This window comes from Acinetobacter sp. TUM15064, assembly GCF_008980265.1.
Lineage (GTDB): Bacteria > Pseudomonadota > Gammaproteobacteria > Pseudomonadales > Moraxellaceae > Acinetobacter.
In genome coordinates, this window is record NZ_BKFU01000021.1 from 21,618 (window position 1) to 34,651 (window position 13,034).

14 protein-coding genes are annotated in these 13,034 nt (G+C 41.5%); 2 read left to right on the forward strand and 12 right to left on the reverse strand.

What is annotated here, in order from left to right; genetic code table 11:
• Positions 1-39 precede the first annotated feature (39 nt).
• Positions 40-513 carry a hypothetical protein gene (locus tag GBI16_RS08465; protein WP_086210767.1) on the reverse strand — a complete coding sequence of 158 codons (474 nt, stop codon included), beginning with the start codon at positions 511-513 and terminating at the stop codon, positions 40-42.
• A 432-nt stretch (positions 514-945) separates the two neighbouring features.
• Positions 946-1,632, reverse strand: coding sequence for a ribulose-phosphate 3-epimerase (rpe, locus tag GBI16_RS08470; protein ID WP_086210768.1), 687 nt, complete (start codon positions 1,630-1,632; stop codon positions 946-948).
• A gap of 179 nt (positions 1,633-1,811) precedes the next feature.
• Between rpe and GBI16_RS08475 the strand changes: the two genes are divergently transcribed.
• Positions 1,812-2,087, forward strand: a complete 276-nt coding sequence (locus tag GBI16_RS08475) for a DUF2218 domain-containing protein (RefSeq protein ID WP_086210769.1) — start codon at positions 1,812-1,814, stop codon at positions 2,085-2,087.
• Positions 2,088-2,110: 23 nt separating this feature from the next.
• Here GBI16_RS08475 and GBI16_RS08480 read toward each other — a convergent pair whose 3' ends face one another.
• From GBI16_RS08480 to GBI16_RS08520, 9 genes are all read right to left on the reverse strand, one after another.
• Positions 2,111-3,166 (reverse strand): M48 family metallopeptidase, encoded by a 1,056-nt coding sequence (locus GBI16_RS08480; protein WP_086210770.1) that lies wholly within the window; start codon positions 3,164-3,166, stop codon positions 2,111-2,113.
• Positions 3,167-3,176: 10 nt separating this feature from the next.
• Positions 3,177-4,286 carry a YjgN family protein gene (locus GBI16_RS08485; protein ID WP_086210771.1) on the reverse strand — a complete coding sequence of 370 codons (1,110 nt, stop codon included), beginning with the start codon at positions 4,284-4,286 and terminating at the stop codon, positions 3,177-3,179.
• A 125-nt stretch (positions 4,287-4,411) separates the two neighbouring features.
• Complete coding sequence (gene fghA / locus GBI16_RS08490) at positions 4,412-5,248, reverse strand: S-formylglutathione hydrolase (RefSeq protein ID WP_086210772.1); 837 nt, start codon at positions 5,246-5,248, stop codon at positions 4,412-4,414.
• A gap of 23 nt (positions 5,249-5,271) precedes the next feature.
• Positions 5,272-6,648, reverse strand: a complete 1,377-nt coding sequence (locus GBI16_RS08495; protein ID WP_078426258.1) for a C13 family peptidase — start codon at positions 6,646-6,648, stop codon at positions 5,272-5,274.
• 123 nt (positions 6,649-6,771) lie between these two features.
• Entirely contained in the window at positions 6,772-7,590 is an 819-nt protein-coding gene (locus GBI16_RS08500; RefSeq protein ID WP_086210773.1) for a class I SAM-dependent methyltransferase, read from the reverse strand.
• Positions 7,584-8,408 carry an undecaprenyl-diphosphate phosphatase gene (locus tag GBI16_RS08505; RefSeq protein ID WP_086210774.1) on the reverse strand — a complete coding sequence of 275 codons (825 nt, stop codon included), beginning with the start codon at positions 8,406-8,408 and terminating at the stop codon, positions 7,584-7,586. Before GBI16_RS08505 ends, GBI16_RS08500 begins: the two co-directional genes overlap by 7 nt.
• 12 nt (positions 8,409-8,420) lie before the next feature.
• Positions 8,421-9,086 carry a tRNA (adenosine(37)-N6)-threonylcarbamoyltransferase complex dimerization subunit type 1 TsaB gene (tsaB, locus tag GBI16_RS08510; protein ID WP_086210775.1) on the reverse strand — a complete coding sequence of 222 codons (666 nt, stop codon included), beginning with the start codon at positions 9,084-9,086 and terminating at the stop codon, positions 8,421-8,423.
• A gap of 129 nt (positions 9,087-9,215) precedes the next feature.
• Positions 9,216-9,746 carry a gamma carbonic anhydrase family protein gene (locus tag GBI16_RS08515; RefSeq protein ID WP_086210776.1) on the reverse strand — a complete coding sequence of 177 codons (531 nt, stop codon included), beginning with the start codon at positions 9,744-9,746 and terminating at the stop codon, positions 9,216-9,218.
• Positions 9,747-9,769: 23 nt separating this feature from the next.
• Positions 9,770-10,372: a CoA pyrophosphatase gene (locus GBI16_RS08520; protein ID WP_086210777.1), complete on the reverse strand. Its 603-nt coding sequence runs from the start codon at positions 10,370-10,372 to the stop codon at positions 9,770-9,772.
• A gap of 124 nt (positions 10,373-10,496) precedes the next feature.
• Here GBI16_RS08520 and GBI16_RS08525 point away from each other — a divergent pair, with 124 nt between their 5' ends.
• Complete coding sequence (locus GBI16_RS08525; protein ID WP_162622349.1) at positions 10,497-11,045, forward strand: NUDIX hydrolase; 549 nt, start codon at positions 10,497-10,499, stop codon at positions 11,043-11,045.
• A gap of 55 nt (positions 11,046-11,100) precedes the next feature.
• Here the strand turns inward: GBI16_RS08525 and GBI16_RS08530 are convergent, their stop codons facing one another.
• Positions 11,101-13,020, reverse strand: a complete 1,920-nt coding sequence (locus GBI16_RS08530; RefSeq protein ID WP_151706908.1) for a flagellar protein FilF — start codon at positions 13,018-13,020, stop codon at positions 11,101-11,103.
• Positions 13,021-13,034 lie beyond the last annotated feature (14 nt).

Consider the following 13,034-nt stretch of genomic DNA (forward strand, 5'->3'; position numbering starts at 1 on the left):
ATCCTAATAATTTTAAAAATAAAGTTTTAAAAATCAGGATTAGGCTTTAGGAGGACGTAGAATTTCTTGCCAATAGCCCACTAAATGTTGAGCGTGATAGCGAAAATGCGGGGTTGATTGTGCTACAGCAGCTTCAAGCTGAACCAATACGAGGGGTTCAACATCTAAAAGTGTCAGTGTCGTTTGGCAGTGATAATGTGCACACTCCTGACACTGAACTTGATTGCTTTGCATTACATCCGACACATGACAGTTGCTCTTCGCTGCCATATCGGCTTGAGCCATATGCATTTGATGTCCAGAGGCTGGACTCGATGATTTCGCTTGATGGCAGTCTGGCATGGTTTGCATGCCTGTTGCATGCGCTGAACTTTGCTCACTGGTTGCAACCTGCATACTGAGTTGCATCATTTGATGCATCGGCGCCGCCGAAGCTTGGGCAATACCACTCCACCCCATTACCAAGGTAATGAGTAAGACAAACCAAGAATGTGACTTGAGCAATGAACGCACAATCAATCCTATTAAGTCAGTGAATGGAAGGTGGTATCTAAGCACGATCAAATGTTTATCGCCAGTAAATGGCTTACATTTTTTAGCTGATTCCTTACAGGATAAGCAAAGAATGGCTTATACACAAGATTATAAATTTAAATTCAATGACTGTGAGGGTTTAGTCTCCCAGCAGACTTAAACAAGAAAGTTATTTTTTAAACAGTGCCATTTTTAAGCAAAGTTGAATAAAGCATCAGTGAAAATCAACTATTCAAGACATAAAAAAGGACTCAAACGAGTCCTTTTTATACATTTAATGTCTAAATACTAAACCATTGCTGTGTAAACGTTTGAATATTAATCAAGTTATCCACGTGGTTATCAACACAGATATCCACTAGCTTACCCACAAAGTTATCCACAACCCATTATGTATTTATACCTGTGAGCTTAAACCTTTACCGCACCGACTTTTGCAAGCTCTGAGCGCATATCATCAATCACAGCTTTATAATCTGGTTTTCCAAAAATAGCCGAACCGGCAACAAACATATCTGCACCTGCTTCCGCAATCTCACGGATATTTGCAGGCGACACACCACCATCGACTTCTAAGCGAATATCACGACCTGAAGCATCAATAATTTTACGTGCTTCACGGAGTTTGTCTAAAGTCATCGGAATAAATTTTTGACCGCCGAAACCTGGGTTCACACTCATCAACAAAATTTGATCGACTTTATCCAGTACATAATCTAAATAATGGAGCGGTGTTGCTGGGTTAAAGACCAAACCTGCTTTTGCGCCACCAGATTTAATCAACTGTAAAGAACGGTCGATATGATCAGTAGCTTCTGGGTGAAAAGTAATAATGTCCGCGCCAGCTTCCAAGAAGTCACCAATCATACGATCGACAGGTTTGACCATCAAATGCACATCAATCGGAGCTTTGATGCCGTAATTCTTGAGGGCCTTACAGATACCCGCACCAAAAGTCAGGTTTGGCACATAGTGGTTATCCATCACATCGAAGTGAACCACATCTGCACCTGCTGCAAGTACATGTTCAACATCTTCACCTAAACGAGCAAAGTCAGCAGATAGAATAGATGGTGCGATTAAATAAGGCTTGGACATGCGTGTACCTGGCTTATACAAAAGGGAATAGAGGTATTATAGCAAATTCAGCTTTTGAACTGCAGACTTGTCAAAAAAGAAAGCCCCAAGCTTTCTAAATTTGCAACATAGCGTTGCAACATTCAACTTTCCATTTGCGATGAAACTGCTATGTTGATAGATCAATCAACGAGGTAAATATGAAAAGTACAGCAGATATTGTCACGACAGATGCAGCTCGAATTGCAAAACGACTGGTGAATCACTGGAAACACAAATTTGATATTGAACAAGAAACAACGACATTTGGTATTATCATGCCTGAAGCACGCGTGTTATTAAGCCCTCAAGCCGAGCATTTACATGTCAGCATTGAGGCAAGTGAAGATAAACTGAGTCACTTAGAACACGTCGTCTTAGATCATCTGATTCGTATGGGGCAACAACCACTTACAGCCACGTGGACACAAGTTTAAGTAAGTGGCTAAATTGAATCTGTTTAATCAACGTTGTTGCTGTTGATTATAAACTGACGAATAGCTGCGATACGCTCTTGAGTCGCTGGATGACTTTGGAAAAATGAACCAATGCCACCGTCCTCCTCTTCCTTAGACTTCTCTTGTGGCTGTTTTTCTTCTTCTTCGCCACGTGCTTCGACTTCCATACGCGCTAAAAAGTTTGCCAAATGTAAGCTGGAAATATGATTTTTATCCAGCACTTGCATGGCATACAAGTCAGCATCACTTTCAAAATTACGTGAATAACTTGCACCCACCAAAGCCACAGGCAAAGTTGTAAATAAGGCCGAACTGTCTCCCGTCACCGCAATCAACAGCACACTAAAACCTAAACTGGATAAGGCTTGCTGTAGACTATGTCGCTCAACCAAATGCCCTTGTTCATGCGCTAACACCCCAATAATTTCATGATCATCTTTGGCTAAATTAACCAGTTCATCGGTCAAAATAATCGTATTGTTTGGAATAGCTAAAGCATTGGCTCCAATTTTTCCACCTGAACGAAATAAGACTTTGGCAGGCCGACCATTGGCAACAAGATCCTGATAGCTTTTTATGATTTGTTTTTGACGTAATACGGGTACAGTCGAAGGCGCCGTCATATTGAACACTTGTTCTTGTGCTTCATCTCCCAGTTGATAAATAGTGTCCTCAGGCAGTTGCATCGCAACATAATGCGCTGCGCTTGGAATGCCCCACCTTAAAATGGCGAAGATGAAAGCGGCAACAAACATCACACTAAATAAGATGAGACTTGGGGAGCGTTCTAATTTCCAAATCGAATGCTGTACATGCTTTTTGTTCAGCTCAAACCAGTCAGGCAATGCTTGTGGAAATTCAATCCGTGCATCATCTTTCAACTCAATCACAGGTTGTATCTGCCCCAAGGCCCCAATCAACTGCATATCGGCATAATAATAACGGCGCTGCTGCTGGTTATAACAAATCAACACTGTTTCGCGGTCAATTGGAGAAATCGTCGCGGGATACGGTTTTGAGATTTGTCCATCGTAAAAGGTGATATCTTGTTCCTGCATTTAAGCCTCGTTACAACGAAATGTCGATGTCAAAAATATCACTCAGTTCTTCAGCAATGGCATTCGGGTCATCTTGAGCCAAATTGTACATACGGTCTGGATCATTTTTTAGGGTTAAAGTTAATGACTCAATTTGATACTGATATAAACGTACTGCGGCCCATGCCGACAACAAACCAAGCGAGAGAATTTTTAAAATCCAGTTGGTCATTACGATCCATGCATAATGCATCTGACCACAGTCCGTTTGGAAAGGACTACGCCCCAAAGTGGCTTTATTCCATGTGGTAATAAAAATTCGCGCCATCATCAGCGGCCAAATCATAAAAGCAGCAATCATATAAATCGCTGCCACAATGATCCCAAACTGGGTTGGAGAACTGCTCCCCACTTGAAGGGTGAAGACAACGAATAATCCTAAAACAAAGACGATTCCAATAAACAAAAACACCGGGACATACATGGCACGCATATAGTCAGGCCAATCGGCATGTAGCTCAAAACGTAACTGCCCCAGTTGTAAATTATCCATCGTGTATTTTTTAAAATACCAAAACAGCACTGGGAAAAAGATCCCGAGGGTAAAGATGTAAATCAAAATGCCTTTCAGCGCCAAGATATAGGCTTCTTTGGTTGTGCCTGTAAAATAAAAGCGGCTATTGCCAAATTTACTGTTTCTGGCACGAAAGCGAATAGTGGAACGTAGCAACCATGGCACCAATAAAAAAATCAGAACAAAACCAATCAGCGCTGCAGTCAGTGAAACCTTAGCCAAAGCTGAAGCACCAAAGTACACGCCCAATGCAATAATTCGACCAATTAAAATCCGTGTCGGTACTCCAGTAAAATCAAACTTACGCGCATAAAATACAGTGTTGCCATAAAAATAGCGTAAGCGTCTAACCTTTGCCCAAGGTGCATATAAACTGAAGGTCACAATCGTGAGTAGAATATTCACAATCCAAATGCCAAAGTACTCTCTAGCATTACCTTTGAACTGGAAACGAAAGGTCTGACCTAAGTATGTATTAGGTTCATCCGCTGGGACGACTGGCGGAGGTGGCCAACTTGCTTCAAAAGAAGCCTCTACAGGTGGCAATGATGCCTCAGAGTTTTGCATGTATACCCTATCTATTATTTTACTGTTTTATTTTTTAAGCACATCAATCAATCACCCAACCATGTTAATGCCAGTATTGGATGATTTCTAGTCAAAAATTAAGAATAAATATTACAAATCAATATTTAAGATTCAAGCTGTACCGCGTGAAACTGTAAATGGTCATCAATAAAACTTTGAATAAAGTAATAACCATGGTCATAGCCTGCATGTTCACGAAGGGTTAGTGGCTGACCCACAGCCTGACAGGCTTGCTGAAATAATGCAGGATTAAGCTGACTGTAAAATTGATCACTCAAACCCTGATCAATTAAAATATCGGCAAATTGAGCAGTTTTTGTTTGTACTAAAGCAGTTGCATCATGGTTTAGCCATTCAGCTTGATCTGAACCTAAATAGTTTGAAAATGCTTTTTCGCCCCAAGGACATTGGCTGGGTGCACAAATCGGGGCAAAAGCAGACACAGACTTAAATTTCTCAGGATATTTCAAGGCCAAGGTTAAAGCACCATGCCCGCCCATGCTGTGCCCAAAAATACCGATACGCTCAGCTTGTACGGCAAACTGCTGAATCACGAGATCATACAGTTCTTCAGCGACATAGCTTTCCATCTGGAAATGCTCAGCCCACGGCGCTTGGGTTGCATTGATATAAAAACCTGCCCCTTGCCCAATATCCCAATGATCACCTTGCGCGACCTGTTCACCACGGGGTGAAGTATCAGGCGTTACCAAAATCAGACCTAGTTGTGCTGCTAAACGCTGTGCATGCGCTTTAATGGCAAAAGTTTCTTCGCTACAGGTTAATCCCGCTAAGTAAAATAAGGCTGGACACGCTTGCCCTGCTAACGCTTGGGCAGGTAAATAAATACCAAACTTGCTCTCACCTTGGAGGCTGATGGAATTAAATCGGTAAATACGCTGTTCACCATCAAAACTACGGTTAGATTGTACTAATTCCATCAAGGTTCCTTTTTAGATCCAAATTAAGGGGTTGCAACAGCTTTAGGTGGGAACAAGCGCTGTTCAAGTTGAGGAAGCATCAGCTCCATATTTTTACCCATCGACCATTGTGGTTCTGACGGTTCAAAACCTTGTGCTGTTTCCCATTGGCTCACGGTTTTTTGTGCTTGGCTAAACGCCGTTTCTATGCTGTTTTGCTCACGCATCGCCTGATCAAAGAACGCCCGACCAAAATAAGTATAATCGGCTTCATTGGTACATCCAAAAGACTGACGATCTGCTGCCGATGCGGTAATGATCAAAGTATTGTCATTTTGCAATGCAGGCACAAAACTACCTGAAAAACACGAGGAAATCACAATCACACGCCAGCGAATACCCGATGCATCTAAAGTTTCACGTAACCATTTCGGGTCGACCTGTGTTAAGTCTAAAGGTGCATTTTCCATTTCGAACTGGTTTGGTAAACCATGCGAGGTCATATATAAAAATAACACATCACTTTCACGGTTCATCTGCTGCCCCATACGGCGCAACGCCATTTCAATACTATGTTTAGAGGCTATCGGAATTTCTGTGCGTGTTGCAGGATTATTCACCAGCATCATCGAACGACCCAACGTACCAAAACGGGTATCGAATTGTTCTTTAATTCGCTCGACTTCCGAACGAAATACATCTTGATAACTCGCTCCCGCTACCCCAAGGAAGTACCAATGTGACTGCGCAAATTCGCCATATTGCACAGACTCAAGTGCTTTATTTAATAAACGACTTTGTGCATAGAAAGCATCTTCTGCAAAGGTTGGTGGCGTTTCTTCTACCTTCCAAATCGGCTGACTGGTCACTGACATTTGCCAAACCACAAGAGTAAACAGCGTGGCCAAGACAATCAGAGCACGCTCCCACCATGGCCATTTCAGCTCACGGGAAAACACCCACACCACAGCCAAACTCTGCCAGACAAACAGCACCATGAACACATTCGGCAGATAGTCGTAGAAGAAATAAGGCAAGACATCAATCATGCCCAAATATTGGATAAAACTTTGTAATAACGCGATATGCGTATCCAGCACCAACCAAAGGAGTGCTGGTACCAACATCAAACGTGGATTATTCACCCGTTGAGACAGAAAAATCCCAACAATCAGGGCAATAAAGGGCCAAAGCGCATAACTGACCAAACCTTGCGGGTTAAAGTCACCAATCTCTCCTGCACTCAACCAGCTAAATAAAGTATTGGCTGAGCCGCCTAAAATCCCCCAAAAAATGAGCTGCATAATCGAAGGATGGACAATTTGCAAAGAGCGTCGTGAACCTAGAAACAACCACATCCCCGCAGTTTGGTTGCTTTTAAAATCATGCCAAAAGTTGATGGAAGGTTTGAAGTCGATCATAAGATTCTAATTAAATTGTGACTTGCGTAGGGACACACTAAGTTTATGCTTGATCAGCATTTTATCAATGATGTTTTTAACTATATAACAAATCTTTGCATACTTTTGAAGCAATCTTCCACTTCAGTCTAAGCGTTCATGCTGAAAATAGGCATCAAAACGGCATGCATCCCCCAGCCACTGATGAGTGGTTTCTTGATTTGCCAAAAATACGGCCAAGCGCGGACGTTTGACCACCACCCGTTTTGCCACTTTTTGTGCCAAGCCAAGCAGAGGATCACCCAAATCCATTTCGCCATCTTCTGGCAATAACATATGTAAAAGCTGCATTTGCTTTTTCACTTGCGCCTGTTTTTTCACTGCTTGCTGATTTTGATCCCGTTGCGGAAACATCGGGTCCAGATAAACCACATCAACCGTATTGCCCTGTTCTGCTTGTTGCTGCAAATACTGCGCTGAATCTGAAAAAACCAAGTCAATTCGACTCACCACAGAGTTTAAAAATGCATCCTGCAAAGCCTGTTCCTTACTTGACTCTAGCAAGGTGAATAAAATGGGATGGCGTTCTACTAAAGTGACATTGGCCCCCAAATATGCCATGAGCAATGAATCATGCCCAAGCCCTGCCGTTGCATCAATCAATTTCGGTTTTTCAGTCAAGTGGCAAGCACGCGCAATCATTTCAGACTTCAACGATGCACGTTTTAAGCGTGGAACTTCTGCTTTCCAATCTGGCTGCATTTTCATGCCATTGGCACAAAGCCAAAGCCCATCGGCATCGGCACACAACCCCAGTTCAGGGTGAAAACGGAAAAAACGTGCATTTAGCTTCTCGGCGACTTCGATGCTGACATCTACACCACGAGAAAAAAGCACAGCAACATAGTGCTGTGCTTTTTCTAAATGCTCTTGTTCCACATATAAGCGCATTGGGCTTACCATAACTTCCAACCTGTAAAGGCAAACAATAGAATCACTAAGCCTGAAGCGATGCGATACCATGCAAAAATCATGAAATCACGCTTCGCCACATAAGCAACTAAAGCACGAATCAGCAGTAAAGCTGAGACAAAAGAAACAATAATGCCTGTTGCCAATACGATCCAATCTTGTTGTCCATCAAACACATGTGCACTTTGGTACAAATCTAAAAGACCCGCACCAATAATTACTGGAATACCCAAGAAGAATGAAAACTCAGTCGCCGCTTTACGCGATACACCTAAGAACATCGCGCCAATAATGGTTGCCCCCGAACGTGATGTACCTGGGATTAAAGACAGCACTTGAATCAGACCAATCCACATCGCATCTTTCACACTTAGGTCTTCAACTTCATGCACGCGCTCTTGTGGTGGATGCTTTTCAATCCAAATAATAATCAAACCACCCACAATCAGACCGATGGCAATGGCAATATCATTAAATAAAAGCTCTTTCACCGTCTGACCTAAGGTCAAACCAATCAGCACAATAGGAATCGACGCTAAAATGAGTCCAACTCCGAGACGACGACCTTGGGGCTCGCCACTAAAAATGCCCGTTGCCGCCCCCCACAAACGTGCCCAATATTCATAAATAACGGCTGCAATTGCCCCCATTTGAATGGCAATCACGAAGACATCACTTTTTTCTTTGGTCCAAAAATTCATGAGTTCAGAAGCTAAAATTAAATGTCCTGTACTTGAAATGGGCAAAAACTCGGTAATACCTTCAACAATACCCATAATTGCTGCTTTGAGCAGCAGTAAAAGATCCATAAAAAACCCTAATTATGCTTTACCCTGTTCTGGGATTTTTTTCCAAGCGTTATCACGCAAATAGACTGGAAGTGCCAATTCAGCACTGACCCATTGTTGTTGCTGTGCAAACTTGCGTGCAATTGTGGCAATATCTTGCGCACTTGCGCTGATATCTTTGTATTGTATTTGTGATGGGTCAATTAAGGTTGCGCCTGAACCGACTAACGTAAAGCGAGCATAGGCCGTCGCATCAGCATAGTTTAAAAGTTGCTCTTCATTGGTCGCTTGCATGATGCCGTCTGCATCTAATTGAAAACTTGCAATATAGACCTCACTCATTCGCGCATCTAAAACTGCTGTTACTTCCATTAATCCATGTACACGATGAGCAGCTTGAGCCAGAGCCTGTAAAGTTGAGACAGGAACCACAGGTAAATCATTTGACCATGCCAAAGCTTGAGTCACTGCGGCATTAATACGAACGCCACTAAAAGAACCGGGACCACGGCTAAAAGCGATACAAGATAAATCTTCTGTCTTTAAACCCAACTGTTGAAAACCTAGCTCAATCATTGGAAGAATCGTTTGCGTTTGTGCTTTTGCGCGCGTATCCAATTGGAAAAAAAGTTCTTGATTTTCATCTACAATAGAGACGGAACACTGCTCATTTGCAGATTCCAATGCCAGCACTTTCATGCACAACCTTAATGATTTAATCTATAAAAACGTGGCTATGATACTCCACTCAAAAGCACTAGGCGAGTTGTTCTCAAAGTAGATATAAAAAAGCCTAGACAAATCTAGGCTATACTTTAAAAAGCAGATTTATAAATGTGCAGGCTCTAAGTCCATAAACTGTTTAAAGTGTTCAGCATAGTGCAAGGCACTCATTTTTAATCTGGCTGCCGCTGCTTCATCCAAAGTTTTGACGACTTTACCGGGTGAACCCATGACTAGGGAATTATCTGGAATGACTTTACCCTCAGGAATCAGTGCATTGGCGCCAATAATACAATTTTTTCCAATCACGGCATTGTTTAAAACCACCGCATTAATCCCAATCAGACTGTTATCCCCCACGGTGCAACCATGCAACATAGCTTGATGCCCAATGGTGACATAATGACCAATATTCATTTCAATTCCAGCATCGGTATGTAAAACTGCATTTTCCTGAACATTGGTAAAGTCACCCAAACGAATACTACAATTGTCTGCACGTACGACTGCTCCAAACCAAATACTGACCTGCCGTCCCAATTGAACTTGGCCAATCACTGTGGCATTTTCAGCAACCCAACCATCCCAAGGTTGATACGTGGCTTGCGGTGCATGATCTTTAAATTTGTACAGCATATCTCTTCCTTAAAATATTAAACTTACTTGGGCAACCGAAATGTCGGTGAATTGACTAAAAATGGCCATTCTTTATGGTAGTCCAAACCATATTGAAACAATGCAACTAGCATGCGTGCAGTGAGCCCCCACACAATTTCATTTTCCACCCGCATACTGGGGAAATAGAGCGACTGATGAGCAAAGCGAACTTCATAAGGCACCGCAGGTACTTCCATCAGTTGTTTTAACGAGGCAAAAAAAATACGATCAATTTCTGTCGGTTGAGCCACCAGTTCAACTTCAGGTGGAATCAGGCCAACTACGGGTTTAACAAGCATGCCATTACGGGCTTTTTGCATCGGCAAATCACCTAATAACTGTACATCAAAAGGATTCAATGCCGTTTCTTCATAGGCTTCACGTAAGGCGACGACAATATTACTGGTATCTTGAGGGTCTCTTTTTCCCCCTGGAAAAGAGACCTCTCCAGCATGATTAGACAAATAAGCTGAGCGACGAGTCAGTAGAACTTTGGGATTTGCTTCATTGGTGATCGCGATTAACACAGCTGCATCTGCCGATTTAATTTTTCTTGAAAACCGTAATTGTTGTTGCAATATGTGTGTTAATGAGTGTTCATCCATTCCACGTCATCTCTAATCTTTCTTTTTTTCATCATAGCTGAATTTCATACTGAAAAAAGAGAAATGATGCCAAAATTTAATTTTTCAGTTATGCTGAGTCTGAACTTTATCATTGATGATGAATATGGACTTTTGTAGCAATTGTGGGCAGAAAACAACTGAACAAATCCCTCTTGGTGACCATCAATTGCGTCGTGTTTGCACCTCATGTAACGCTATTCATTATGTTAATCCTAAAGTGATTTGTGGTGCACTTGCACTTTGGGAAAATAAAGTCTTATTATGCCGTCGTGCCATTGAACCACGTTATGGTTTATGGACCTTACCCGCAGGTTATATGGAATTGTTCGAAACCATGGAGCAAGGCGCTGCACGTGAAACGCGAGAAGAAGCTGAAGCTGAGGTAGAAATCGAACAATTGTATTGTATGTACAATATTCCACGTATTGGTCAAATTTACGTTTTATTTAAAGCCAATTTAGTAGATGGTAAATTTGGTGCAGGCGAAGAAAGTATTGAATGCCGTTTATTCGAAGAACATGAAATACCATGGTCAGAGCTAGCTTTTCCTAGTGTTGAACATACATTACGCCATTATTTTGCTGACCGTAAAAGTAATCTATTTACGATGCATCTTGAAACACTGGGCACACGTTTAGACCATACTGGTTAATGCTCATAGAAATAAAAAAAGCCCATCAGTGATGGGCTTTCATCTTTATACGGGGTTATTTCTGTAAGACACGATAACAATCTGCTATCTCAATAGAAACATCACCTTCACGGAAAGCTGCTGCTGCGCGATTGGCAATATTATTTTTCTCATAATACGCATTTAAATACGATTTGTAGATATTGGTCCATTTCACACCCGCACCACCAAAATCACTAAGTGAAATATAAGCACTTTCATTGGCATTTGCAGAGAGTAAATTCGCCAAATTAATACGTGCCCCACCACTCACTGTAGAGCTTTGTTTCCCATTACTATCTACGTCAGTAACAATATTCGTATTTACACCAATAGCCACACCATCAATGCTTTCAAATGTTGGATTTGCCAATAGAATTCGGAACGTTACGGCTTTATTTGTTGTATCGGTTGCCCCTAATGTCCCAATCCGATATTGCACTTGATTGGTACCAGTCATCAGCGTTTCACTTGTGCTGGTCAGTGGTGTGCAAGCTGTTGCCTTATTGGCATTGGACTGCATATCGGTACGAATATCTCCCGACTCATCAATTGCAATTCCTAAAGTCACTTTTTCACTCGAATCTTTGCCAGTAAAAATCAAATTAGCATAAAGCGGGAAAATATATTTCTGACCAGATTCAACATTATTTTTAGACTTAAAAACATCATTATCTAAATAGCCAATCGGGAAAATCTTAAATACATCAAAGGAACCCTTAAAAGTATCCGTACCATAATTTTGTTGCCATAAACCATAAGAAGATGGGCTACCTGTTGTCGACTTCGTAAGTTGCTTGTAGAAACTCTCTGTTCCAGCAATCATATAATCGTTAAAAAGCTTGCCCTGATTAATGGTAAAGTCACTAGAATCTGGGTCACTCAAATTAAATTTAAAGGGTTGTTGAATGCTTTTAGTCAACGGGCTAATCCACGATGTTTGCGCCAATGCATTCATTTTGACTGGTTCAATATTTTTCAATAAATCAACAGTGACACTCGTTGCCAAATCGCTCCCTAGTTGTTGTTTTAATGGACCACGCCACTGTACCCCTGAGCCAAAAGTATAACCTTGCCGATCGGTTAAGATTAAAAAACTACCAATTAAATGACGAAGGTTGGCGGGATTACTTTTACAGTCAGTAGCATTACATCCATATAAGCCTTGCGGTAAGCCAATCCCTGTACTTTCAGACAATGCATTTGTAAAGATTGGAAAGTCGGCTTGATAAGTCGCTGAATTATTCATCAGAACCAATGTTTGCACCACTTTAAAAGCATCATCATTACTAATTTGACTGACATCTATCCATAGTTTAATTTTATCTGCATAAGCTCCTGACACATAATCATCTGCAGAAATAGAAGCTAAAAGTTTAGAAAGCTCTTCTTTCTTAGCAGTTGGGATACTAAAAGGTTGCACATCTCCAGCTACCCCTGCACTACGCTCTATTCCAAGTGCCTGAAAAATTTTTGCTAAAGACATCGCAATTTGTACAGTTTTATCTGCTGGACTTAAACTCGTTGCAGCTATATCACTATTGATAGCTTTTGCCATATTTAAAATACTGAGGCGGGGAAGAGCCGCTGAAACAGTACTTACATTACCAATCTCAGACAAGGGAACTGTACCAAGTTCAACTTGCTTATCTGAACTTCCTGTCAAGAAAAAATGAACTTTGTCGCCTTCAGAGCAACGCCCTGTTGCTGCATTGGTTTTCGGTTCTATGAGTGTGATATAGGTATTATCAGGATCGCTACTACAAACAAAATTGATCCCATCAATAGGATAGTCTAAAGCAAACTCAACACAATTTTTGTCCTGAACTAAGCAACTGCCATTAACAGAATTCACGTGGTTTGGCTCTGATTTCACATTTGCACTTTCACCACCACAACCCGTCAACGCAACCATCAAGGTGGACAAAGTAAACGGCCATAACATTTGTTTTTTCATTTTCGTACTCTATT